The sequence below is a fragment of the Microbispora hainanensis genome (genome assembly GCF_006874475.1).
Taxonomy (GTDB): domain Bacteria; phylum Actinomycetota; class Actinomycetes; order Streptosporangiales; family Streptosporangiaceae; genus Microbispora; species Microbispora hainanensis.
In genome coordinates, this window is the sequence record NZ_VIRM01000002.1 from 252002 (window position 1) to 276054 (window position 24053).

Genomic DNA, 24053 nt, shown 5'->3' on the forward strand with positions numbered 1-24053 from the left:
TGCCGGCATGGAACAGGTGCCCACCCCCTACGCGCGGACGCTCGCGGAGGCCCGGCTGTATCTCGCGCTGACCGTGGAGGAGGCTACGCCGGAGGAGCCGCCGGTCGAGGGGCCCGAGGCGTGGACGGTCCGGTCCGGCGGTGTCGAGGTGCTCGTGCCGTACGCGAGCGAGGCGGAGGCCAGGGACGAGGGCGAGCGGTTCGGCGTCGGCCTGTCCGAGCTGATCGACCCCGGTCAGTGGCGGCTCGCCGGAGCCGGGTACGCGCGCCGCGCGCTCGCCGACGACCTCGAATACACCGAGGAGCCGGGGGACGAGCGGCTCTTCCAGCGGGTGGTGAGCGGCTGGGAGACGGCCAGGGACGCGCTCGGGGAGGCGCTCAAGTTCATCCCGCCCGGCGAGGACGAGGTGCCCGCCGAGGCGTTCTGGACCGAGGCGGGGCTGGCCGCCCGCGAGGCGGAGCCCGACTGCTTCCTGCGCGACCGGCTGGCCGAGGACATCGCGTTCTACCAGCAGAACCTGGACGACTTCCGCCGCCTCAACGGCTGACCTACTTGCCGAGCGGCACCGGCACGCGGGCGGCGGCCGGGTCGAGCGCCGGGCCCTCCGGGATGAGGTGCAGCAGCTGCGCGGGCACCGGCGTGGTGTCGGCGGCGCCGTAGCCGAGCTTCGGCAGCAGGCCGGCGGAGGCGATGGCGAACCTGCGGCCCTGGTCGGTCACCAGGAAGTAGTTCGTGATCGACCCGAGCTGTCCCTCGCCAGGCAGCAGCCCCGCGACCGCCGCGGACCCCGGCGGGAGCAGCACCTGGTCGAAGGTGTCCTGGGTGCCCGGAGTCCGGGGGGTGGGGATCGCGATCGAGGCGCCGACGGTCAGGGTCGCCCGGGTCGAGCCGCTGCCGGTGCCCGCGAAGACCGCGCACAGCGGCGTGGTGGAGGCGGGGGAGACGACCGTGGGCATCGTCTCGGGCATCCCGCCGCCCAGCATGCTCGGCTGCCTGGACAGCGCGGCGCCGGCCGTGGCCGCGTCGATCCGGATCGGCTGCAGCGGGCGCCTGCCGTACGCCGCCTTGGTGGCCGGGTCCGACAGCAGGAGCGTGGCCTGGGTGAGGGAGATCGGCGCGAGGCCGTCGGACAGCAGGACGTACCAGCGGGCGGGGGCGCCCCCGATGCCGGGCACCGTGAAGACCTGCCCGACCGCCGCCGTCACCTTGCCGTCGGGCCCCCGGACCTTCCTGCCCAGATTCGGCACCTTCGGCCCGCTGAACGCGGGGCCTTCGGGCAGGGCGTTGAGCCAGGTCGCGGGCACCTTCCTGGGCTGGGCGCTCAGGGCGTTCACCGCGCTGGTGCTCGCCCGCATCCGCCGGTCGCCCCAGACGACCCACTTCTGCCGGCCGTCGTCCACGACCATGGCGCCGCCGCCGAGGGGCCTGCCGCCGACGTCCAGGCCGCCGACCAGCGTGACGTACGGCCGGGGCGTCCCGGAGGCGTCCGGGCCGTCCACCACGCACACCGACCACGGCCCGTGGACCAGTTTGTCCTTGGGCGGCAGCGAGTCGGGCGCGCCGGGGATGCCCACGAGCGGCCCGCGCGGCAGCTCGGCCAGCGAGGCGGCGGAGACGTCGCGCACCGTCACATCGGCGGTGTCGAGCAGCAGCCGGGCGGATACGTAGTTGGCCGTGGGCAGCAGCACGCGCTCCTGCCGGCTGTAGACGTAGGTCGCGCCGGTGTCCTGCTCGACGAGGAGCTGGCCGGGCTCGGTGAGCTTGGTCGCGCCGCCCGGTTTGATCAAACCCCAGATGCCGAAGACGGCGAGCAGGAGCACCGACAGCAGGATCCCGCAGAACGTCGCGATGGTGTGCCGCCGCATCGGCGACTCCGCGACGTCCGGCTCGCCCTGCAGCAGGGCCTGGCCCAGACGCTGCTGCATCAGCCGGTACGCCTGGTAGAGGTCCTTCCGGGTCTGCACGGTCACCTCTCCCTGTCAGAGGGCATGACCGTCAGCATATTGATCCGGCGGCGTCCTTGTGATCTACGGGTCGGAGGAGGTTCGCCAGAGACCCGTGCGGCCGACCGGAGAGCGGGGGCGAACACGGTTGCCCCCGGCGCCCAGGCCCGCGTGGTGCTCACCGGCGACAGGGGAGCGGAGTTGCCGGCCGCCGAGTCCGGGCTCCGATCCTCCGGAGGGAAAAGCGGGCCGCCCATGGCGCGGTACGCGCCGGGGCGGCGCGCCATCCTGTGGAGAACTTTCCGGGCGTACGAAAAAAAGGGAATGGAGTGGTGGAAAAAGCGAAATTTTCCCGGTCGTCGATATAGCCGCTCGGCATAAGGGGTTCACAAGATTGACAAACGATTTACGGTGAGGGCGGCCCCTTTGTCGATGAAGGAGTGACTGGATGAGTAACAGCTTGCTCGGCGGCGACCCCGCGGAGATGCAGAGCATGGCCGCGCAGTTCAGCCAGCAGGCGGACCAGGTTCGCACCACGATGGCCAACCTCGACCGCGAGGCGGCCAAGGTCGGCACCGCCTGGACCGGCCCCGGCGCGCAGCGCTTCCACGACGCCTGGCAGAGCTACCGGGCGGCGTTCCAGCGCATGGCGGAAGAGCTCAACGAAGCCTCCCGGGTCATCACGACCTACCGCGGCAACATCGAGTCCGCGACTCGCTGACCACCGCAGACCGCCGGCCGCCGGACCGCCGTGGAACCCCGCGGTGGTCCGGCGGCCTTCTCATGCGTCCGGCGGCTCATGCGTCCGGCGGCTCATGCGTCCGGCGGCTCGGTCGATCGGCCGAGATAGGTGACGGGGCCGGGGTCGGGCACCGGGATCTCGTGGAAGCCCAGCCGGTCGTAGAAGGCGCGGGCGCGGGTGTTGACGGTGAGCATGCTCAGGTGCACGGCGGGCACGCCCTTCGCCGCGAGGGCGTGCAGGAAGGCCGTCATCAGGGCGCGGCCGTGCCCGGCGCGCTGGTGGCCGGGGAGCAGGTCGATGTGCAGGTGGGCGGGATAGCCGGCCAGCTCGGGGAGCACCATCCGCTCGGGGTCGTGCATCAGGGCGATCATCTCCTCCGTGGGCGAGGCCGGCGGGCGCCGCGGCGCGGGATAGCGGCCGGCCAGCATCGGCAGCCACTCGTCGCGGTACGCCTTGACGAAGGCGGGGGTGTCGGCGGTGCCGACGATGTAGCCGACGGCCCGTTCGCCGTCGTCCGCGACGAAGGCCAGGTCCGGCTCCAGCCGGACGTACGGCGCGGCGAAGATGCTCGGCATCAGGTCGAGGTCGGGGTAAAGGTGGCGGGAGTCCTCGCCCGCGTCGGCGGTGCGGACGCAGATGTCATAGAGAGCGTCCCTGTCGGTGTCCTGGTAGGGCCTGATGCGCACGGTCATGCGGAGCAGGCTGGCAGGGTGGGAGCGCTCCCAACAAGCCTCGCGGGGAAAGTACGAGAGTCGCGGGGGAGAGTTCAGTCCGGCACCGCGGCCTGGATCGGGGTCGCGACGCCCGAGACGACCAGCAGGCCCCGCCCGGGAGGCCCGCCGACGGCGCCGCGCGGCAGCCGTACGGCGAACAGGTCGCCGTCGGCGGGGCTCTGCACGTTGAGCAGCAGGCCGGTCCTGCCCTTGCGGGCCTCGGCAGCGAACCCCCGGTAGGCCGTCGCCAGGTCGCCGGTCGCCCCCGCGACGAGCAGGCCGTGCTCGCCGTCCCGGCCGGTGCGCAGCATCTCGTCCAGGGCCAGGCCGAGCGGGGAGTCGGGGGAGATGAGCTCCGCGTCGTCCACGGCCACCACGTAGCGCTCGTGCCCGGCGACCAGGGCGAGCGGGTCGAGCGCCCCCGGCAGGCCGCCGAAGTCGTCCGCGCCGCCTCCGGTCACGCTCCTGGCGTTGCCGTCCAGCACGGCCAGCACCCCCGGCGTCCCGGCGAGGTCGCGCAGCGGGCTGCGGCGCGGGGTCACGACGAGCACCGGAGTTCCCCGGTCGAGGAGCGAGCGCGCCGCCGTGACCAGCGCGGACGACCGTCCCGAGCGCGGCGGCCCGGCGATCACGGCGGCCGGTCCCTGGCCCTGCAGGTCCACGCCCATCGGGACGAGGGCGTCGCCGCCCGCGCCGAGCAGCGCCCACAGGGCCGACGGCGGCTCGTGCGCCGGCGCCAGGTCGAGCGCCTGGCTCGCGGTGATCCGCATGGGCAGCGCGTCCACCCGCAGCGGCGGCTCCGACGGCCAGGCCCACTTTCCGGGGGTGTCCGAGCCGCCGAACCGCGCCGCCGCCGTACGGGCGAGCTCCTGCACGACGGCCACCTGCGCGGGGCCGGAGGGGTCGTCGCACAGCAGCGCGATCTGGCTCTCCACCAGGCCGTGCTCGCCGACGGCCAGGGCCCGGCCCGGGGGCATGGCGCTCGGCAGGTCGCGCACCGGCAGCCCGGCGAGCCCATAGTCGGCGGGGTCGGCGAGCCGCAGCACGAGCCGGTCCTCGAAGACGGTGGAGATCTGCCCGAGCAGGCCCGACCGGTCGGCGGTGACGACGGCCCGCAGCCCCACGGCCGGGCCCTCCCGCAGCAGCTGCAGCAGGGCGTCGACCAGCCGTCCGTAGTCGTAGTTCTCGAACGCGGCGACGTACCCCTCCCAGCGGTCCACGAGCAGCACCAGCCAGGGCAGCGCGCCCACGCCCGAACGGTCGCGGGCGGCCCGGGACCCGGCGGCCCGGGACCTGGCGGCCTGGGACCTGGCGGCCTGGGACCTGGCGGCGGAGCGCGCCTCGGCCAGCGAGGCGTAGCCGGCCTCGGCCAGCAGCTGCTGGCGGCGTCCGACCTCCGCGCGCAGGCGGGTCAGCAGGCGCTCCACCCGGTCGAGCTGGTCGCGGGTGACGACCGCCCCGCAGTGCGGCAGCGCGACCAGCGGCAGCAGCGCGCCCGACCCGCAGTCGACGGCGTGGACGTGCACGTCCTCGGGGGAGGCGCCGGCCGCGATCGAGCCCGCGATGGTCCGCAGCGCGCTCGACCGTCCGCTGCGCGCGCCGCCCGCGATCAGCAGGTGGCCGCCGTGCCGCATGTCCAGCGTGAGCGGGCGGCGGCCCTGCTCCCACGGCAGGTCGGTCATGCCGAACGGCAGCGGCGGCACCTCCTCGGCCCCCGGCCGGTACGGCACGGCCCCCGCGAGCAGGCCGCCGGAGGAGCCCCCGGCCCCGACGTCGAGGACGACCTGGTCGGCCAGCGGCGGCAGCCACGGGCTCGGCTGCCGGGGCAGCTCGCTCCCGGCCTCGCGCAGCGCGCCGACGAGCAGGGCCAGGTCGGTGCCGCTCGCCGCCTGGGTGGCGGGCGGGGCGGGCAGCGGGTGGCCGAGCGCCTGCCAGGGCAGGTCGAGCACCCGCAGATCGTCCCCCGCGTCGGCCGCCCCCGCACCGCGCGGATGCGGGGTGCGGCCGCCGATCCTGGCCGTCTGCACCGCCACGGGGGCTCCGGAGCCCGCCCGCACATAGCAGCGGCCGGGCGTCGTCCGCGAGATGTGGGCGGCGTCGGGCACGTCGATGACGTCGGCGGACTCGGCGGCGTCGGTGACCCGCAGCGCGATCCTGAGCGAGGTGTTGGCCTGGATGTCGGCGGTCACCACGCCGCCGGGCCGCTGGGTGGCGAGGATCAGGTGGATGCCGAGCGAGCGGCCCCTGCGCGCGATGTCGACCAGTCCCTCGACGAAGTCGGGCAGCTCCGCGACCAGGGCGGCGAACTCGTCGATGATCAGCACGAGCCGGGGCAGCGGCGGCAGGTCCCTCCTGCTTCCCGCGGTCTCCGGCACCGGGGCGGCGAAGATGCCGCCGCCGCGTGCCCGCCGCACGCCGCCCGCGCCGAGCACCCAGGTGGCGCCCCGCGCCCGCTGATAGTCCTCGATGTCCTTGGCCCCCGCGTCCAGCAGCAGCCGTTCCCTGCGCCGGATCTCGGCGGCCAGCGACGACAGGGCCCGCTGGGTGAGGTGGCCGTCGAGGTCGCTCACCATGCCGACCGTGTGCGGGAGCCGTACGCACTCCTTGAAGGCCGCGCCGCCCTTGTAGTCGATGAGCACGAACGTCATCTCGTCGGGCCGGTTGGCCACCGCGAGCGAGCAGATCAGCGTCTGGAGCAGCTCCGACTTGCCCGCGCCGGTCGTGCCCGCGACCAGGGCGTGCGGCCCGTCCCTGCTCAGGTCGACCTCGAACGGGCCCTCCGGTCCCACACCGATCAGGGCCCGGGTCGTACGGCCCTGCCGCTCGGCGAGCGCGGCGGGGTCGAGCGACACCTCCAGCAGATCGAGCAGGCGGACCGCGTCGGGGAGGGCGGCCGAGGGGTCGTCGCGGCTCACGTCGCGCAGCGGGGCCAGCGCGCGGGCCAGGCGTTCGGCCCAGGACGGCGAGACCAGGTCGGCGCGGATGCCGGTGATCGGGTCGAGCCCGCCGCCGTGGAGGCGCACCCCGCCCCCGCGGTCGCAGGACACGACCGTGGCGCACTCCTCGGGCAGCAGCCGCTCGTCATCGTCGATGGCGATCGTGTAGACCCCGGCGCGCGGGCCCTGCCGCAGCACCTGCGGCATGCCGGGCAGGCCGCGCAGCACCTGCGCGCCGTCGAGCACGACGAGCACGTCGAACGGCCGCTCGTCGTAGGTCGCGAACGCGGGCTCGGCGGGCCGGTTGCCGCTCGCGCGACCCAGGTCGTCCCAGCCGGCGGGGCCGCCGGACAGGCGGGCGCCGCGCGGCACCCCCGGGTAGGGCCCCGAGCCGTTCTCGGCGTCGAGCCGTTCGGTCACCAGGGCGGCGAGCTCGGCGACCCGGCGGGCGGCGGCCTCGGGGTCGGCGCCGACGAGCGCGGCGCAGTCGGACGACAGCGCGCCGCCGCGGGCGGCGGCGTCGGGCGCGCAGTGCGGCAGCCAGCGCACCCAGCCCCACTGCCCGGCGCCGTCGGCGTTGGCCGACAGCACCACGATGGCCAGGTCGCGCGGGCTGTGCAGGGCGGCGGCCTGGCCGACGAGCCAGCGGGCGCAGCCGAGCGCCACGTCTCTTGGGCCGGTGAGCCCGGCCACGCCGAGCCGCCGCATGACCAGCGCGACGGGGACGTCGTGGCAGGTGGGCGGCTCCCGGCGGGGCGCGTCCTGGGGCGTGCCGCTCTCGGGCTCGAACTCCAGGTCGGCGGGCAGGTCGGCCAGCCCCAGGCGCAGCCGCAGCGCGTCGGGGTCGTGCACGCGGCGCTCCCACAGCCGGCGGCGCGGGCCGGTCGCGGTGAGCAGCACCTCGGCCGGGTCGGGGGCGCCGCCGCGCCTGGCCTCCTCGTCCTGCCGCACCGCGCGGGCCACCTCCTCCTCGAAGGCGGCCATCCGCTCGCGGTAGGCCTTGACCGCCCGGCGGTGCTTCTTCCTGCCGTGCCTGCGATCGCTCACCCATTGGCCGATCATGATCAGCGGCGTCATGAACGCGATCAGCAGGTAGTACCACGTGCCGGTGACGACGGCCATGACCACGCCGAGCACGGCGGGCAGCAGCGCGGCCAGCAACTGCAGCCGCATGCCCTCGCCCCGCTTGGGCTCGGCGGGCACGGTGAAGCGCCGCTGCCGCTCCGGCCGCTGGAGGCGCGGAGGGCGGTTGTAGGCGAGCCCGCCGTCCGGCAGCGCGTCGAGGTGGGCGTCCGGCGGCACGACCGGCCCCAGGGCGAACACCGAGCCGCCACAGGCGAGCATGCCCCCCGGCGGCCACGCCACCGCCTCCGTGAGCGGCTCACCCTCAAGCCGGGCCACTGGGTCGCCCCCGGAGACGGCGGGCTCCACCGTGGCATCGACAGTGGCCGTTCCCGGGGCCAGCCGCACCACCAGCGCGACCGGCGGCATCCTCGGGTCGGGCACGGAGATCGCGCAGGCGGGGTCGGCGCCGATCGTGTGGGCGCCGAGGCCGATCCGGTGAACGACCCCCGCCCCGGGGCCGCCCACGACGCGCAGCTCCGCCGGCCCGCCGGGCTCCTCGGTCACCGTCGCCACCGCGGCGTGGCCGTCCAGGGCCACCACGTCGCCATCCCTGAGCAGGCCGAAGACGGGCGCGTCCGGGCCGACGGGCCGGCCGTCGACCCACAGCCTCACCTCGCCGGACGGCCGGGCCTGCCGGTCCCCCCGGTCCAGGTCGTACGGCGCGCGGGCGTGCGGAAGCCGTACGACGTTGGCCGGGCGGGCGGCCCCGCCGTCGAGCGCGGTGGCGAGGGCGGCGACCGTGGCGCTCTCGTCGCCCTCGACCAGCACGTCGCGGCGGCCGTCCTCGCCGACCACGGTGAGCGTTATCCGCATGCGCGAACTCCCAGAAGGCGGTTGTGCGGCGGCCTCGCGGAAAGCGTTTCATCCCGGGGCGTCCCCGTGAAGATCTCCTGGCGCGCGGGCGGCGCGGCCCGCGGGGCCACGGTAGCCGTGTCACCTCCGCTCATCCGGGCGTTTCCCCGGAATGGGTAAAGGCGCCTGTCATCGCGCCCCTCCGGTCGCTTTGTGCGGCGGTACGAAGAGTGTGAATGGTGTGACAGATGGGAAACAAGTGCAAACGTACTATCACGAAATATCGGGCCAGTAAAGCCGTGTGTCGATATGGCGATAGATCCACTCCCGTTGACAGGCGTATTCCTAACGGATAAGCATGGGTCGCCGCATCCGGCCACTTATGGCGGCGCAAGCTGGCCATAATGGAGTGAATTAGCAACAAACGGCAAGACCATAAACACATTCGTGCGGCCCGAAAACAGAAGGGCGCCCTCATCCCTGGGAGTCCCCCACCCATGAGGATCAGCGAGAAGACGTCGCAGGACGGCCGGGCACCCGCACGGCCGGGCCTGTCCGGGCCGGCCGCGCGCAGGCTGCCCGTCCCGCCGAGGGAGCGCAAGCCCGCGCTCGCCGCGCTCGCCGTCCTCCTCATCCTGGGCGGCGCGCTCGCCACCACGCTGCTGGTCATGCGCAGCGGCGACCGCGTCTCGGCCGTGCAGATCACCCAGCAGGTGGGGGCCGGGCAGCTCATCCCGCTGTCCGCGATGCAGGAGGTGCAGATCGCCGACACCGGGGTCCAATACGTCCCCTGGCGGTTCAGGGACCAGGTGGCCAAGACGTACGCCCGGGTGACGCTGCTGCCGGGCACGCTGCTCACCGAGCCGATGACCGCCAGGACGACCGACCAGGTCGGGCCGGGCAAGGCGAAGGTGGGCCTGTCGCTCAAGGCCGGCCAGATGCCCGCCGACCTCAAGTGGAGCGACATCGTCCAGGTGATCTACGTGCCGTCGGCCGGCAAGGGGTCGGGCACCGCCCAGCAGAAGGTGCTGGCGACCGCCGCCCGCGTCGAGAGCATGTCCACCGGACGGTCCGGGGGCGGGCTGGTCACGATCGTCGTCGACACGTCGATCGCGCCCACTATCGCTCAGTACGCCTCCAGCGGGGAGATCGCCATCGTCACGCTCCCGGGGGTCAAGTGACGTGGCGCTGATCGTGCTCGCCGCCGACAAGGGGGCGCCCGGCGTGACCACCGCGGCGACCGCCCTCGGCGCCGTGTGGCCCCGGGCGGTGCTGCTGGCCGAGTGCGACCCCTCCGGCGGCGACCTCGCCTACCGCCTGCCGGCCGACGACGGGAGTGTGCTGAACCCCGGGCGCGGCCTGCTCAGCCTCGGCGCGGTCGCACGGCGCGGGCTCCACGCCGAGCTGATCTACGAGCACACGCAGCGGCTCGTCGGCGGCCTCGACGTGCTGGCCGGCCTGACCAACGGCGAGCAGGCGGCCGGCCTCACCTGGCTGTGGGGCCCGCTCGGCCGGGCGTTCGCCGCCCTGCCGCAGGCCGACGTGCTCGCCGACTGCGGCAGGCTCGGGCTGCACCCCCAGATCGGCGACCTGGTGGCCGAGGCCGACCAGGTGGTGCTGTTCACCAGGGCCAGCCTCGACCACGTCGCCCACCTGCGCGAACGGCTGTCGCTGATCGGGCGCAAGGTCGGGATCGTGGTCATCGCCGACCCCCGGTCATACCGGTCGTCGCTTGAGGAGATCCGCCGCATCGTCTCCGGATGGGACGTCGCCTTCGTCGGCGGTCTCGCCTACGACCCGAAGGGCGCCGAACTGCTGCGCGGCCGGTGGGGCGGGCGGCTCGACCGCAGCCTCCTCATCCGTACGGCCAGGGAGCTGGCCACGCGCCTGGCCGCACAGCTCGCCGAGGGCGGCGAGGGTGGCGAGACGGCGGCGCCGCCCGCCGCCGGGCGGGCGAAGAGGCGGCCGGAGGTGCGGTCGTGAACTCCCAGCGGCGGCCGGTCGACCACAGCCTGGTCAAGCGCTTCCGGCAGGAGGTCGGCGACCGGCTGGCGCACCAGCGGCGGCTCGACCAGGCGAGCGGCGTGCCGCCGATGTCGGGGGAGGACGAGCGGCAGTTCGCCCGGGCGCTGATCGCGCAGGTGCTTGAGGAGCACGCGCGCAGCGAGATCGGCGTCGGGCGCACCCCGCCCACCGCCGAGGAGGAGGAGGCGCTGGCGGCCGGCATCCACGCCGCGCTGTTCGGCGTGGGCCGCCTTCAGCCGCTGCTCGACGATCCCGACGTCGAGAACATCGACATCAACGGCTGCGACCGGGTCTTCGTCGGCTACGCCGACGGCCAGGAGATCATGCACGACCCCGTCGCGGACTCCGACGAGGAGCTCATCGAGCTGATCCAGATCCTCGCGGCCTACTCGGGCCTGTCGTCGCGGCCGTTCGACACCGCCAACCCGCAGCTCGACCTGCGCCTGCCGGACGGCTCCCGGCTGTCGGCCGTCATGGACGTCACCGTACGGCCGGCCCTGTCGATCCGCCGCGCCCGCCTCGGCAAGGTGTTCCTCAGCGACCTCGTCGGGAACGGCACGCTCACCCCCGAGCTCGGCCGCTTCCTCACCGCCGCCGTGGCCGCGCGGAAGAACATCATGATCGCGGGGTCCACGAACGCCGGGAAGACCACTCTGCTGCGGGCGCTGGCCAACGAGATCCCGCCACACGAGCGGCTGATCACGGTGGAGCGGGCGCTGGAGCTCGGGCTCGACCAGTTCCCCGAGCTGCACCCCAACGCGGTGGCCTTCGAGCACCGCCTGCCCAACGCCGAGGGGCAGGGCGAGATCACCATGGCCGAGCTGGTGCGGCGGTCGCTGCGCATGAACCCCTCGCGGGTGATCGTCGGCGAGGTGCTCGGCGACGAGATCGTCACGATGCTCAACGCGATGACCCAGGGCAACGACGGGTCGCTGTCGACGATCCACGCCAACTCCAGCATGGAGGTGTTCAACCGCATCGCGACCTACGCCCTGCAGGCCGAGGAGCGGCTGCCGATCGAGGCCACCCACATGCTCATCGCCGGGGCCATCGACTTCGTGGTCTTCATCGAGAAGCGCAACGACTACCACCGGGGCGGCACCCTGCGGCGCTACGCGTCCAGCGTGCGGGAGGTCACCGGCTGCGACGGGCGCGTGCTGTCGTCGGAGGTGTTCGCCATGGCGGGCGACTACCTGGTGCCGCACGCCCCGATCTCCTGCGCCGACGAGCTGGCCGCCCACGGATACGACCCGGCGCGGGGAGCATGGCGATGAACGGCCTGCTGCCGGCGCTGCCTCCCGGCGTCCTCGATCCCGTGGTGCTGCTGGCCGGGGCCGCGGCGGGCGGCGGGCTCTTCCTGCTCGCCCTGGCCGTGTACGGCCTGCGCCCCCGCCCCGCCACGCCGGACGGCCGGGCCGAGCGGATGCGCCTGCTGCGCACGCTGTCCACGAGGTCGGCGATCGCGGCGGTGACGGGTGTCGTGGTGCTCGTCGTGACCGGCTGGCCGGTCATCGCGGCGGGCGCCGTGCTGCTGGTCCTCGCCTGGCGGGGCTTCACCGGCGGCGCGGGGGAGGAGCGGGCCGCCATGCGGCGCCTGGAGGGCCTGGCGGCGTGGACGGAGTCGCTGCGCGACACGATCGCGGGCGCGGCCGGCCTCGAACAGGCCATCCCCTCCTCGATCCGGGCCGCGGCCCCGATGCTGCAGCCGCACCTGCGCGCCCTGGTCGACCGGCTCCACACCCGGATGCCGCTCGCCGACGCGCTGCGGATGTTCGCCGACGAGCTCGACGACCCCTCGGCCGACCTCGTCGTGGCGGCGCTGATCCTCAACTCGCGGCTGCGCGGGCCGGGCCTGCGCGACGTGCTCTCGGCCCTGGCGGTCTCGGCCCGCGAGGAGCTGGACATGCGCCGGCGCGTGGAGGCCGAGCGCAGATCGACGCGCAAGAGCGTGCAGATCGTGGTCGGCACCGCCCTCGCCTTCGCCGCCGCGCTGGTCGTCTTCAACCGCTCGTACGTCGAGGAGTACAACTCCGTGCTCGGCCAGGCCGTACTCGTCGTGGTGGCGGGCCTGTTCGGCGCGGGGTTCGCCTGGATGCGGCGGCTCGCCCGCTTCGACAAGCCGGCCAGGATCCTCGCCCCCTACCACCGCCCGCGGTCCGCGGTGGCCGCGCAGGCGCAGCCGCCGGCGGAGGTGACCAGGTGATCACGACGGTGCTCTGCGGAGCCGTGCTCGGCCTCGGGCTCTTCCTGCTGGTGCGGGCGCTGTTCCCGCCCCGGCCCGGCCTGACCGCCAGGCTCGCCGCGCTCGACCAGGCCCGCGACGGCAAGGGCGTGCCGCGGGCGCCGCTGATCGCGCCCGAGGAGGACGTCAGCGAGTTTCGCCGCATGCTCGGCCTGCGGCTGGCCCGGTTCTACGCGGCGCGGGGATGGGAGGCGCGCTCGACCAAGGCCGACCTCGCGCTGCTCGGCAAGTCGTTCGAGGGATTCCTCGCGACCAAGCTGCTGCTCGGGGTCTCGGGCCTGCTGGCGTTCCCGATCCTCGTCGGCTGGCTCGCGCTGATGGGATGGGGCGTCTCGGTGCAGGTGCCGCTCTGGTCGGCCCTCGTCGTCTGCGTGATCTTCTTCCTGCTGCCGGACGCCCAGATCCGGCGGGACGCCGCCGTACGCCGCCGGGACTTCCGGCACGCCGTGGGCGCCTTCCTCGACCTCGTGTCGATGAACCTCGCGGGCGGCAGGGGCGTGCCCGAGGCGCTGATGATGGCGGTCGCCGTGGGCAGTCCCGTCACCACGCCCGGGGCGCTGAGCGGCACCGGTGGCCCTGTGAGCGGCCCTGTGAGCAGCCCTGTGAGCGGCCCTGCGAACGGTTCTTCCGCGAACGGCGCGGCGGGCGGCGCTGTCAACGGGGCGGGTCCCGCCCCCGGCTCCAACTGGGCGATGGAACGCATCCGCGAGGCGCTGGCCAACGCCCGGATCGTCGGCATCACCCCCTGGCAGGCCCTCGGCCAGCTCGGCGACGAGATCAACGTGGACGAGCTGCGGGACCTGTCGGCCGCGCTCGGCCTCGTGGCCGACGACGGCGCCAAGGTCCGCGCCTCCCTCACGGCCCGTGCCGCCACCCTCCGCCGCCGCGAACTCGCGGAGGTCGAGGGCAAGGCGGGTGAGCGGTCCCAGTCGATGCTCGTCGCCCAGCTCCTGCTGTGCGCGGGCTTCGTGATCTTTCTCAGTTTTCCCGCAGCCATGAAGATGTTGGGGGCCTGATGCTCTGGTTCCACTATTTGATCGCCGTGCTCCACGTGCGGCTGGACCGCGCCAGGAACGCCCCGTCCAGGGGGGCCTCCGCGGTCGAATGGGTGATCATCACCGCCATCATCGCCGGAGTCGCGCTCGGCCTGGCCACGCTGATCAAGCAACTGGTCGAGCAGAAGCAGTCGGACATCCAGAACAGCTTCAGCGGGGGCGGCGGCGGGGGCGGGGGTAACGGAGAGTGACCGTGCAGGGCGTGACCGGCCCCCGCGCCCCGGCCACCGCACGCCGCGAGCGCGTCGGGCGGGTCGAGCCGAGCAAGCGGGGCGGACGGCCCGAGCACCGCGAGCAGGCTCTGTGGGCCGAGCACCGCGAGCGCGGTGGGCAGGTCAAGCGGGGCGGGCGGGTCGAGCGCGGCCGGTGGGCTCGGCGAATGCAGCGCCGTGAGCGGGGCGCGACGGTGATCGAGCTCGCCATGCTCATGCCGATCGTGCTCGCCGTCGTGCTGCTGATCGTCCAGGTCACGCTCTGGTTCCACGGCCGCCAGGTCGCCGACGCCGCCGCGCGGGAGGGCGCGCGGATCGCCCGTGCGGGCGGCTCCGACGGCTGGCAGGCGGCGGCCGAGGGCAAGGCGCGGCAGATCGTGCAGGCGATCGGGCCGCAGTTGCTGAAGAACGCCCAGGCGCAGGCGTGGGAGCAGGGCGACCAGCGCGGCGTCGAGGTGACCGGCCGTGCCGTCCAGGTGGTGCCGCTGCTGCCCGAGATGACCTTCACGATCACGTCGCGGTTCGGCGGGCCCATCGAGTGCTTCCGCCCCGACGACGGCTCGGACGGCTGCGAATGACCCGGCCCGAGCGTGGATCGATGACGGCCGAGACCGTGATGCTGGCCCCGCTGTTCCTGCTTTTCCTGCTGTTCCTCGTCGGCGCCGGCCGGATCGTGGAGGCCCAGGGTGAGGTCAACGGGGCCGCGCGCGACGCCGCCCGGGCCGCCTCCGTACAGCGCACCGAGGCGGAGGCCGAGTCGGCCGCGAAGGAGGCCGCTGAGGCCGCGCTCTCCGGAGACTGCTCGCCCCAGGTGGACATGTCCGGCAGCGATTGGACGATGGACGGCACCGTCCGGGTGACCGTGACCTGCGAGCTGAACCTCGACTTCCTCGGGTTCGGCGCGGCCAAGCAGATGTCGGGCACCTCGGTCGTGCCGCTCGAACGGTATCGGAGGGTGGAGTGACCCCGCCGCGTCCGTGTCATCGGTGGTGTGGTTCGCGCGCCCTCGTAAGGGTGTCGTTACCCGCCGGGCGGGAGCGGGGCTCCATGTCGGTGTTCGTGGTCCTCTTCTCGGGGGTGGTGTTCCTGCTGGCCGGTTTGCTGGTGGACGGCGGGGCCGCCATGAACGCCCGCCTCAAGGCCGCCGACATCGCCGAGCAGGCCGCCCGCGCCGCCGCCGACCAGATCGACGTCGAGACCCTGCGGGCCACCGGCGAGGTGCGGCTGCTCGCCGACGAGGGCGCGGTGTGCGGCGAGGCCGAGAAGATCACGGCCGACCAGGGAGCCGACGGCGTACGCATGACCGAGTGCACGGTGGGCGGCGGCCAGGCGGACGTCACGGTGGGGGTGTCGGTCCACTGGGACGCCTTCTTCCTGTCCGCGCTGGGCTTCGCCGGCTCCGACATGGAGGCCGAGGCCACGGCCGCTCCTGATGCGGGGGAGGCGTGACCGGGACACGGCCGCCCGGCGGCCGGTGGGAGGAGTTCGACCGCGAGGGCCGGCGAGGGTCCGGGCGGGGGTTCGCGCGCGGCATTCCGGCGGGCACATCCGGCCGGGACGCACAGGCCGATCGCGAGGCCGCCCGAGGAGGCGCGCCCGGCCGGGGTCTGCGAGCCGATCGCGAGGCCGCAGGCGGCGGCACGCTCGGCGGAAGTCTGTGGGCCGATCCCGAGGCCGCCGGCGGCGCGCCCGGCCGGGGCCCGCGACCGCGGCCGGATGGCATGCCGTCGGTGCTGGGGCCGCAGCAGGCGCCCGAGCACTGGCACGACGACCGGCGACGGCCCGCACAACTGCGGGCCCGGCGGACGGCCGGGGACGTCCTCGCCGGCCTCGGGGCGTTGCTCGCGCTGGTGGGCCTGGTGGGCGGCGTGCCGTACGCGCTGCTCCGGCTGGCCGGTCCGCCGATCACCGGCGGCCTGCTGAACGCGGATCTGTTCACGAGCCAGGTCGGCCCCGAGACGATCACCGCGATCCTGATCCTCCTGGTGTGGCTGGCCTGGCTGCAGTTGTTCCTGTGCGTGGTCGTCGAGGTCTACGCGGCGTTGCGGCGGGTCGGCATGCCGGCCCGGGTGCCGCTGTCGGGCGGCACGCAGGCGCTCGCGAACCGCCTGGTCTCCGCCGTGCTGCTGCTGTTCACCGCGACCGCCGTGGCGGTGCCCATCGCCCGCGCGGGCGCCCCCGCCGCGATCCGGCCCCACGTCGCGGCACTGTCTGCGCCGGTGCCGCAGGCCGAGGCGGAGCGACCGGCCCTGCACGCCAGGGAGGTCAAGAAGGTCTACGTGGTCCAGCCTCCGCACGGGCGCCACCACGAGAGCCTGTGGGAGATCGCGGAGAAGTGCCTGGGGGACGGGCGCCGCTATCCGGAGATCTACCGGCTCAACCAGCACAAGGAGCAGCCCGACGGCAGCCGGCTGCACATGGCCGATCTCATCCGTCCGGGCTGGGTGCTCGACATGCCGGACGACGCGAGGAACGTCCACATCGTGCCGGTGGACGACGATCGGCCGGAGATCCTGAAGGAGCACCGCCAGGCGCCCGCAGAGCTCGACGGCGACACCCGGTATGCCGGGGGAGACACGGCCGGCGGCGACGTCCACGCCGACCCGCGTACGACGGAGGACCGGCGCGCGACGGAGGGCAGGCACACGACGCCCGGCCCGCGCCCCACCGCCGGTTCCCACACCGGCTCCGACACCGGCTCCGACACCGGCTCCGACACCGGCTCCGACACCGGAGGCGCGGCGGAAGGCGAGCGGGACACCACCCGGCCCGACGGTGCAGGCGACCACGACGACCAGAGGCCCGGCCACGACGGGGGCAGGGCGACGCCCGAGCCGAGCAAGCCGGGCATCGTGCTGCCGCCGCCCGCGATGCCGCAGGACAAGCCGTCCGAGCCGAAGGGCCGCACCGGCGATGCGAAGGACACGCCCGCGACCGCCCGCCCGACGCCCACCTCGCGCCCGATCATCACCACCACCGTCAAGCCGGCGATCGCGCCCGCGGAGGAGGAGCGGCAGGGCGGGCCGGTCCTCGCGGACTACCTGGCGGCCTCGTCGCTGGCGGCGGCCGGGCTGCTGGCCCTGCTCGGCCGCAGGCGGCGGGAGCAACTGTGGCGCCGGGCCTTCGGACGGCGCATCGCCCGTCCGCGCGGCGACGCCGCCGAGGCCGAGGTCGCCATCCGCCTCGGCGCCGACGCCCCCGGCAGCCGCATGCTCGACATCGGCCTGCGCCTGCTCGGCCGCCTGCTGGCCGACGCCGACCGGCGCCCGCCGACGATCTACGCCGTGCACCTGTCCAACCGGGGCCTCGACCTGTGGATCCACCCGGCCGAACAGGACGCGCCGGAGCCGTGGGAGACCTGCGACGGCGGGCAGGTGTGGCGCCTTCCGGCCCACGAGGGGCGCCGCATCGACGAGCAGGTCCTCGCCGGAGTGCCCGCGCCCTACCCCGGGCTGGTCTCGCTCGGCACCGGGCAGGGCGGCCGGGTCCTGGTCGACCTGGAGGCCGCCCACGGCGTGATCGCGATCACCGGGGCGCACACCGTCGCCGCGCTGTCGGCGCTCGCCGTCGAACTGGCCACCAACCGGTGGTCCGACCGGATGCGCATCACGCTCGTCGGCTTCGGCGAGGAGCTGACCCTGCTCGCGCCCGATCGGATCAGGACGGCGGGCAGCCTGGCCGAGGTGCTGCCGGAGTTCGAGGAACGGGCCCGCCACGACGGCGACGTGCTGACCGGCCGGGTGCACAGCCGCGTGGCCGACCCGGCGTACAGCCCGCACTACCTCCTGTCGGCCATCCGCCCCGACGAGGACGAGGCACGCCGCCTGGCGTTGCTCGGCAAGGGCAGGCGTACGGCGAGCGGCTTCGTGATCGCGGGCGAGGTGCCGCACGCCACCTGGACATGGGAGGTCACCGACGACGGCCGGGCCCGTGTGGACGCCCTGGGCCTGGACATCGAGGCCCACCTACTGCCGCGCCGGCACTACGACGCCGTGATCAGTCTGTTCCGTACGGCCCGGCAGCAGGAGGGCGAGCCGCTCACCCCGGTGATGGAGCGGCTGAGCGAGGAGCCGCCCTCCATCGAGGTGCGTATCCTCGGCCCGATCGAGATCAGCCCGGTGAACCCGCTCGAAGAGGGCCGGGCGGCGCTCGCCCACGAGCTCGTCGTCTACCTGGCCACCCATCCGGACGGCGTGCATCCGGCCGTGCTGACCGGCGTGCTGTGGCCGCGCGGCGTGCAGCTCGCGGTGCGCGACGCCACGATCGCCAGGGTCGCCGAGTGGCTCGGGCGCGACTCCGAGGGACGTCCCCATCTGTTCCTCGACCGGTCCGGGCGCCTGCGGCTCGGCCCGGAGGTCCGTACGGACTGGCGGCTGTTCCAGGACCTCGTACGGCAGGCCGGCGAATGGGCCGACGCCGCCGACCCCACCGGTGCCACATCCGGCGGCGCATCCGGCGGCGCATCCGGCGGGGCATCCGGTGGGGCATCCGGCGGGAAGTCCGGCGGCATGGAGGCCGACCTGCTGGAGCGCGCGCTGGCGCTGGTGCGCGGCCCGCTGCTGAACGGCAGGCCGCCCGACCGGTACGCCTGGCTGGCGGCCGACCCCCTGGAGTATGACGTCACGGCCTGGGTGGCGGACGCCGCCCACGCGCTGTGCGAGATCCGGCTGGCCCGCCACGACCCGCACGGCGCGGTGGCGGCGGCCCGGGCCGGGCTGCTGCTCGCCGCCGACGACGAGGGGCTGTGGCGCGACCTGCTCCGGGCGGCGCACGCCACCGGGGAGCCGGTGCGGCTGCGGGCGGTCGTCGACGGCCTGCTGCGCCGCGCCACCTCCCACCCGTACGGCGGCGGGATGGCGCCGGAGACGGAGGCGCTCATCGACGAGTTGCTGCCCGACTGGCGCCGCACGGTCTCCCCGGACCTCAGGAAGCCTGCCCTCAGGAGTCCTGCCCTCGGAAACCCTGCCCTCGGAAACCCGGACCCCGGAAGCCCGGCGGACCTCAGAACCTCACGTCTCGCCTGATCGGAGCCCCCAATGCCAGGGATTCCCTCCTCCGAATCATGCCGATCCACGCATAGCGCTGGCTTGTCCCCGACCGCCGTTCCAAGGTTGACAGCGACGGGGGTCACGGCGGCGGGGGATCGCGTACTGCGGAGGATCCCGGTGATGCGTCCAGCACTCGCCCCGGCGACGGCGGCGCCGCTCGCCTCGGCCCGCACGCCGCTCCTGCCGGCCCGCATGCTGCCGACACGCATGCTGCCCCTGCCGGGCCGCGTGCTGCCGGCCCGCACGCCGCTCCTGCCGGCCCGTGTGCTGCTCCTTGCGGCCTGCGCGCTGCTCGTTTCGGCGTGCGCCGCGCCGGACGCCGACCGCGGCTTCACTCCGGGCGGCGGCATGGAGCCGGCCGCGGTGGCCGCCCCGGAGACGCCGGGTCCGCAGCCGGGCACCGAGACGGTCACGGCGGCGCCGGGACTGACGATCGAGATCGAATGGCCGGACGAGCCCGACCCCAAGCGGTCGGCGGTGATCAAGGCGTTCGCCGACGACTTCACGGCCCAGTGGCGGGCCGTCGGCACCTCCGGCCGCGACCGCTCGTACGCGAAGGGGATCGACGCCAGGTCGTCCGCCTACATGGACGCCCTCACCTGGGTGCAGGGGTTCCTCAAGGACAGGCAGTCGGCCCGGGGTGTGGCCAAGCTCTACGCCCTGCGGGTGCCCGCCGTGATGGGACGCGGGGCGGAGGCCGACGGCTGCGTCGACCTGACCGGCGTGCGGCTGACCGACCAGGAGGGCACCCCGCTGGCCCGGCAGCCCGCCTGGCTCAAACGTCCGCGGGCGGTCTTCCTGCAGACCGCCGGTCTGGGGCAGGGCGACGACGGCGCCTGGCGGATCCGGCTCTACCGTCACGCGGCCTATCCGGACGAGCGTGCGAAGGAGTGCGTCAGATGAGGGCCATTGCCGCGGCGCCCCTGCTGGCGGGGGCCCTGATCGCGATGTGTGCGCAGCCCGCCGCCGCGGGCCCGGACGACGGGCCGCGCGGCGAGGCGTTCCAGAAGGGCAACACGGCCGGCGTCAAGCTGACCAACTCCAGAATCGGCCTGTCCGGCAACGGGCTCGGCGGCAAGAGCGACGGCTATCGCATCCCCCAGCCCTGCTGGTATGAGCCGAACGCGTCGGCCGACGACATGCGCAATCTCCAGGCGCAGCAGAAGAAGCAGGCGGTGGACGCGGGGATCGACTACGACGTGGAGATGGACGAGTTCGGCGACAAGATCGGCGAGAAGGGGCAGTGGTGGGGCGTCGCCTACAACGCGGGCGATCCGGCGGGACAGGCGTGCGCCGCCCAGCGTGAGCCGTACGTCTGGGTGCCCGAGGGGACCGTGCCCGCCGGAGGGATCACGCTGGAGCAGCTCATGCAGATCGCCCGGGCCGCGCTGACCGTGCCGGAGCCGAAGATCAAGCTGAGCCCGGACGCCAAGAGCTACGTCAACCTGGGCACCTGGGTGTGGCTGGACGGAGCCGAGACCGAGCCCCGGTCCGTCACCGCCACGCTGCCCGGGGTCATGTCCGCCACCGTCACGGCGACGCCGGGCCGCCTCGAAATCGACGCCGGCACCAAGGACGACAAGCGCGCCGAGGTGATCACCGCGGGATGCGGCGCCACCGGCAAGCCGTACGTGAAGGGCGCCGACGAGGACGGGACGAAGAAACCGGAGTGCGGCGTGATTTACCGGCACTCCTCCGTCGACCTGCCGAACAAGGTCTACACATTCACCGTGACGAGCGTCTGGAACGTGCAGGGCAACGGCAACCAGGGCGGCCAGGCCGTCCCGTTCGCGTACGACCCGATCGAGGTCTCGGCGACCAGGGACGTGCCCGTCGGCGAGGTCCAGAGCATCGTCAAGGAGTGAGCCGCCCGGCCCGCCCCCCGGCAGGCCGGCGAGCAGCCGCCCCGCCCCACCGCCGGGGCGAGGCGGAAACCGGCGCCGTCGTGCACGCCCGTCGTGCTCACCCCAGGCCAGGCCATATCAGCACAGCACAGCTCAGCACAGATCGGCACAGATCGGCACAGCTCAGGCGCGGGACTCATGGGCGAGGAGCCACTCCTTGACGGGCGTGCCGTAGTAGTAGCCGCCATAACCACCCGTCGAGGGCAGCACGCGGTGGCACGGCACGAACGGCGCGATCAGGTTCTGCGCGCAGGCCGACCCCGCGGCCCGCGCGGCCGTCCTGGGCAGCCCCGCCTTCTCCGCGAGCTGCGCGTACGACACGGTGGTCCCCGCGGGCACGGCCCGCAGCGCCTCATACAGGCGCTGCCTCCTGGGGGTGCCGGGCTGCTCGACCGGGATCCGGTCGAGCGCGTCGATCCGCCCGGCGAGGTATTCCCGCACGGCCTCGGCCGCGTCGCCGAGATCGCCCTCCCGCAACGACAGTGCCCGCAGGGACGGCGAGAGCCGGGTGAACATCTCCTGTGGGTCGGCGGTGAAACCGGCCGCGACGAGCACGCCGTCGTGGGCGAGCAGAGCGAGGGGGCCCACCGGGGTGGGCACGGTCTGCGTGATGATCATCTCTCGCGTCCTCATGATCTGGTGTCGGAAATGTCGGAGGCATGGCTCCACAGGTGGAGCGCGGCGTACGCGCGCCAGGGCCGCCATCGCTCGGCCTCGTCCGCGGCGATGCCGAGCCGTTCCATCGTCTTGCGCAGCACGAGGTCGCCCTCGGGCCACGCGTCCGGGTCACGCAGCGCGCGCAGCGCGATGTACGAGGCCGTCCACGGGCCGATGCCCGGGATCTCCAGCAGCCTGGCGACGGTGTCGGCGGGGTCGTCCGCGCCGTCGAGGTCGATCACGCCGGAGGCCACCGCCTCGGCGAGCGCCCTGATCGTGGCGACCCTGCGGGTGGTGAGCCCGAGGCCGTCCAGGTCGGCGGCGGCGAGCCGGTCGGCCGTGGGGAAGAGCAACGGCACCTGACCGGTCGCGGGGTCGGGGTCCTCATCGGGAACGGCGGGCAGCCCGGCCCGGGCGGCGATGCGGCCCAGCAGGGTGCGGGCCCCGGCCACCGAGATCTGCTGCCCGACGACCGCCCGCACCGCCACCTCGAACCCGTCGTACGCGCCCGGAACGCGCAGCCCGGGACGGGCCGCCACCAGCGGCCCGAGCGACGTCCCGCCGAGGATCTCCCGCACCGCGCCGGGGTCGGCGTCGAGGTCGAGCAGGCGGCGGCAGCGGGCCACCAGCCGGGAGAGCCGGTGTGTCTCGGTGGTCCGCACGGTCAGCCGGACGTGACCGGCGGCGGGCCGCAGCGTGATCGAGCCGCCCGGCACGGCCCTCGTGTAGGCCGTCACGTCGTCGCCCGACCGGCAGACCGCCTCCACCGAGGGAATCGCGCGGGCGGCCAGGAACCGCAGCACCGACTGCGCGTGGTAGGGCTCCCGGTGGCCGAGCCGCAGGGTCAGCCCGGTCGTGAGGGCGACCGGGCTCCCCTTCTCGTGCATCGGTCCGTTGGTCTTGCGCAGCTCTCCCGGCGCGAAGCCGTACGACTCCTTCATGGCCGCGTTGAACTGGCGCACGCTGCCGAACCCGGCGGCGAACGCGACATCGGCCATCGGCAGGGTGGTCTCGGTGAGCAGTTGCTTGGCGAGCAGCAGCCGCCGGGTGCGGGCGACGGCGAGCGGCCCGGTGCCGAGCGCGGCGGCGAACAGGCGGTGCAGGTGCCGTTCGGTAACGTGCAGGCGGCGGGCCAGCCCGGCGACGCCGTTCTCGTCGGCCACCCCGTCGTCGATCAGCCGCAGCGCGCGTCCGACCAGATCGGCGCGGACGTCCCAGCCGGGGTCGCCGGGGCTGAGCTCCGGGCGGCAGCGGCGGCAGGGCCGGAAACCGGCGGCCTCGGCCGCGGCGGCGTGGCGATAGAAGCGGACGTTGCCCCGGGCGGGGGTGCGGGCGGGGCAGATCGGGCGGCAGTAGATGCCGGTGGTGGTGACAGCCGTGTAGAAACGCCCGTCGAAGCGGGAGTCCCGCGCGGAGACGGCGAGGTAGCACGCGTCGAAGTCGAGCCGTCGTGTGGTCACGAAGACGACGTTATGCGCTGGCCACCGATGCGGGCTGGCGGAAATCGGACGCGACCGTCCGAACAGCGCGGCAGTGCGGAGGGGGCACTCGCGCGAGACCGGGCACGAAAGATCATCCTGTGCCGGGAGTGCTCCCGCGCGAGCTCGGACGCCGGGCCGGTACGCCCGACGTCACTTGCTGGAGATGCCGACCCCGAGGTCGAACTCGCGGTAGACCCGGGCCCAGAAACCGTCGCGCAGCCACACGCGCGCCTCCGGATAGGGCCGCAGGGAGTGGCCGAGCTCCTTCTCGGCCTCGATGAGCAGCTCGGTGTCGATCACCGTGGGCAGCAACGGACCCGGCAGCAGATCGCGTATGTTGTCCCGGCCGCGGGTCAGTATCCATTTCTGCGCCACATGTTCGCCGACCTCCTCCACGCGGGGCCGGCCCGGGCCCAGCTTGGCGACCTGGCCGACGGGCGTCTTCGGCGGCATCGGCTTGACCGTACGGCCCGCGAAGACCTGGGCGGGCGACGGCGTGGGCGGCACGGGCACGGGCACCGGCGCGCGGGTGAAGAACGGACGCAGGAAATCGGCGCTCAATATCTCGACAGTGTCCGACTCCCAGACGAGCCGCTCGGCCTGGTTCGTCCCGAACGGCGGCTCGACCCCCCACAGGTGGATGCGCACGCCGTACGCCTGCGCGGCCTCCACGGCGGGCACCATGTCCTCGTCCCCGGCGATCAGCACCGTGTCGCTCACGGCATGGTGACGGGCGAGAGCCTCCAGATCGCTGCGGATCTGGGCGTCCACCCCTTTCTGCTGGCCACGGGCGTTCAGGTTGCCCAATCTGACCTTGACCCAGGGCAGCTGGGCGATCACACGCTGGTCCACCGTGGGCACGCGGTCACGGGCGGCGTCGTACCAGTAGACACGCAGCAGCTCACCCGGGATGCGTTCGAGCGCATGCTTCTGGAGCGCCTGGATCAGCTCGTCCGCGGCGACGCGGTACTCCTTACGCTCCTTGGCGCCTAAGAGAACTTCACCGGCGGCCGCGTAAAGGTAACCGACGTCCACGAGAACGGCATACTTTGCGGCAATGCCGTGTGCGCTGAAGTCCGGGATGGCCATGGTGTCCTCCTGGACTCGTCACTAGTTGATCGGCTGACTATATTCCCCCGCTTTCTAGATAGTCCCAAGTCTTGAGGCAGTTGACACCC

At 74.1% G+C, this 24053-nt stretch carries 20 protein-coding genes; 14 read left to right on the forward strand and 6 right to left on the reverse strand.

Features of this window, described 5'->3' with window-relative positions:
• The first annotated feature begins 7 nt into the window (after positions 1-7).
• Positions 8-547, forward strand: a complete 540-nt coding sequence (locus FLX08_RS02665) for a hypothetical protein (RefSeq protein WP_142616562.1) — start codon at positions 8-10, stop codon at positions 545-547.
• Position 548: 1 nt separating this feature from the next.
• On the opposite strand, the gene eccB is transcribed toward FLX08_RS02665, so the two are convergent.
• Positions 549-1964, reverse strand: a complete 1416-nt coding sequence (gene eccB / locus FLX08_RS02670) for a type VII secretion protein EccB (RefSeq protein ID WP_142616563.1) — start codon at positions 1962-1964, stop codon at positions 549-551.
• Positions 1965-2391: 427 nt separating this feature from the next.
• On the opposite strand from eccB, the gene FLX08_RS02675 reads away from it, so the two are divergent.
• The gene (locus tag FLX08_RS02675; protein ID WP_030508536.1) at positions 2392-2664 is read left to right on the forward strand and encodes a WXG100 family type VII secretion target; all 273 of its coding nucleotides are present in this window, start codon (positions 2392-2394) and stop codon (positions 2662-2664) included.
• A 92-nt stretch (positions 2665-2756) separates the two neighbouring features.
• On the opposite strand, the gene FLX08_RS02680 is transcribed toward FLX08_RS02675, so the two are convergent.
• Together FLX08_RS02680 and FLX08_RS02685 are read right to left on the reverse strand one after the other, a co-directional pair.
• A complete protein-coding gene (locus FLX08_RS02680) occupies positions 2757-3377 on the reverse strand; it encodes a GNAT family N-acetyltransferase (RefSeq protein WP_142616564.1) in 621 nt (206 codons plus the stop codon).
• A gap of 74 nt (positions 3378-3451) precedes the next feature.
• Positions 3452-8272, reverse strand: coding sequence for an FtsK/SpoIIIE domain-containing protein (locus tag FLX08_RS02685; protein WP_142616565.1), 4821 nt, complete (start codon positions 8270-8272; stop codon positions 3452-3454).
• Positions 8273-8748: 476 nt separating this feature from the next.
• Here FLX08_RS02685 and FLX08_RS02690 point away from each other — a divergent pair, with 476 nt between their 5' ends.
• The 12 genes from FLX08_RS02690 (at position 8749) to FLX08_RS02765 (ending at position 20698) form a co-directional block, all read left to right on the forward strand.
• Positions 8749-9432 carry a hypothetical protein gene (locus tag FLX08_RS02690; RefSeq protein ID WP_142616566.1) on the forward strand — a complete coding sequence of 228 codons (684 nt, stop codon included), beginning with the start codon at positions 8749-8751 and terminating at the stop codon, positions 9430-9432.
• A gap of 1 nt (position 9433) precedes the next feature.
• Positions 9434-10234: a MinD/ParA family ATP-binding protein gene (locus tag FLX08_RS02695; protein WP_244312269.1), complete on the forward strand. Its 801-nt coding sequence runs from the start codon at positions 9434-9436 to the stop codon at positions 10232-10234.
• On the forward strand, positions 10231-11550 hold the full coding sequence (locus FLX08_RS02700) for a TadA family conjugal transfer-associated ATPase (RefSeq protein ID WP_142616567.1): 1320 nt from the start codon (positions 10231-10233) through the stop codon (positions 11548-11550). The genes FLX08_RS02695 and FLX08_RS02700 overlap by 4 nt, the downstream gene beginning before the upstream one ends.
• A complete protein-coding gene (locus FLX08_RS02705) occupies positions 11547-12479 on the forward strand; it encodes a type II secretion system F family protein (protein ID WP_142616568.1) in 933 nt (310 codons plus the stop codon). The genes FLX08_RS02700 and FLX08_RS02705 overlap by 4 nt, the downstream gene beginning before the upstream one ends.
• On the forward strand, positions 12476-13534 hold the full coding sequence (locus FLX08_RS41865; RefSeq protein WP_244312271.1) for a type II secretion system protein: 1059 nt from the start codon (positions 12476-12478) through the stop codon (positions 13532-13534). Before FLX08_RS02705 ends, FLX08_RS41865 begins: the two co-directional genes overlap by 4 nt.
• Complete coding sequence (locus tag FLX08_RS02720) at positions 13534-13764, forward strand: hypothetical protein (protein WP_142616569.1); 231 nt, start codon at positions 13534-13536, stop codon at positions 13762-13764. Before FLX08_RS41865 ends, FLX08_RS02720 begins: the two co-directional genes overlap by 1 nt.
• 11 nt (positions 13765-13775) lie before the next feature.
• Positions 13776-14363 carry a TadE/TadG family type IV pilus assembly protein gene (locus FLX08_RS02725; protein ID WP_244312273.1) on the forward strand — a complete coding sequence of 196 codons (588 nt, stop codon included), beginning with the start codon at positions 13776-13778 and terminating at the stop codon, positions 14361-14363.
• Between the two features lie 20 nt (positions 14364-14383).
• Positions 14384-14749, forward strand: a complete 366-nt coding sequence (locus FLX08_RS02730) for a TadE/TadG family type IV pilus assembly protein (RefSeq protein WP_167530251.1) — start codon at positions 14384-14386, stop codon at positions 14747-14749.
• 83 nt (positions 14750-14832) lie between these two features.
• Positions 14833-15234: a pilus assembly protein TadG-related protein gene (locus FLX08_RS02735; RefSeq protein WP_142616571.1), complete on the forward strand. Its 402-nt coding sequence runs from the start codon at positions 14833-14835 to the stop codon at positions 15232-15234.
• Positions 15231-18809 carry a hypothetical protein gene (locus tag FLX08_RS41185; protein WP_208761229.1) on the forward strand — a complete coding sequence of 1193 codons (3579 nt, stop codon included), beginning with the start codon at positions 15231-15233 and terminating at the stop codon, positions 18807-18809. The genes FLX08_RS02735 and FLX08_RS41185 overlap by 4 nt, the downstream gene beginning before the upstream one ends.
• A gap of 144 nt (positions 18810-18953) precedes the next feature.
• Positions 18954-19736: a hypothetical protein gene (locus FLX08_RS02760; protein ID WP_142616572.1), complete on the forward strand. Its 783-nt coding sequence runs from the start codon at positions 18954-18956 to the stop codon at positions 19734-19736.
• On the forward strand, positions 19733-20698 hold the full coding sequence (locus FLX08_RS02765; protein ID WP_142616573.1) for a hypothetical protein: 966 nt from the start codon (positions 19733-19735) through the stop codon (positions 20696-20698). The genes FLX08_RS02760 and FLX08_RS02765 overlap by 4 nt, the downstream gene beginning before the upstream one ends.
• A 162-nt stretch (positions 20699-20860) precedes the next feature.
• Here the strand turns inward: FLX08_RS02765 and FLX08_RS02770 are convergent, their stop codons facing one another.
• From FLX08_RS02770 to FLX08_RS02780, 3 genes are all read right to left on the reverse strand, one after another.
• Complete coding sequence (locus tag FLX08_RS02770) at positions 20861-21355, reverse strand: methylated-DNA--[protein]-cysteine S-methyltransferase (protein ID WP_142616574.1); 495 nt, start codon at positions 21353-21355, stop codon at positions 20861-20863.
• An 11-nt stretch (positions 21356-21366) separates the two neighbouring features.
• Positions 21367-22854 (reverse strand): DNA-3-methyladenine glycosylase 2 family protein, encoded by a 1488-nt coding sequence (locus FLX08_RS02775; RefSeq protein ID WP_142616575.1) that lies wholly within the window; start codon positions 22852-22854, stop codon positions 21367-21369.
• A gap of 171 nt (positions 22855-23025) precedes the next feature.
• A complete protein-coding gene (locus tag FLX08_RS02780) occupies positions 23026-23964 on the reverse strand; it encodes an NYN domain-containing protein (RefSeq protein ID WP_142616576.1) in 939 nt (312 codons plus the stop codon).
• Positions 23965-24053: the final 89 nt, after the last annotated feature.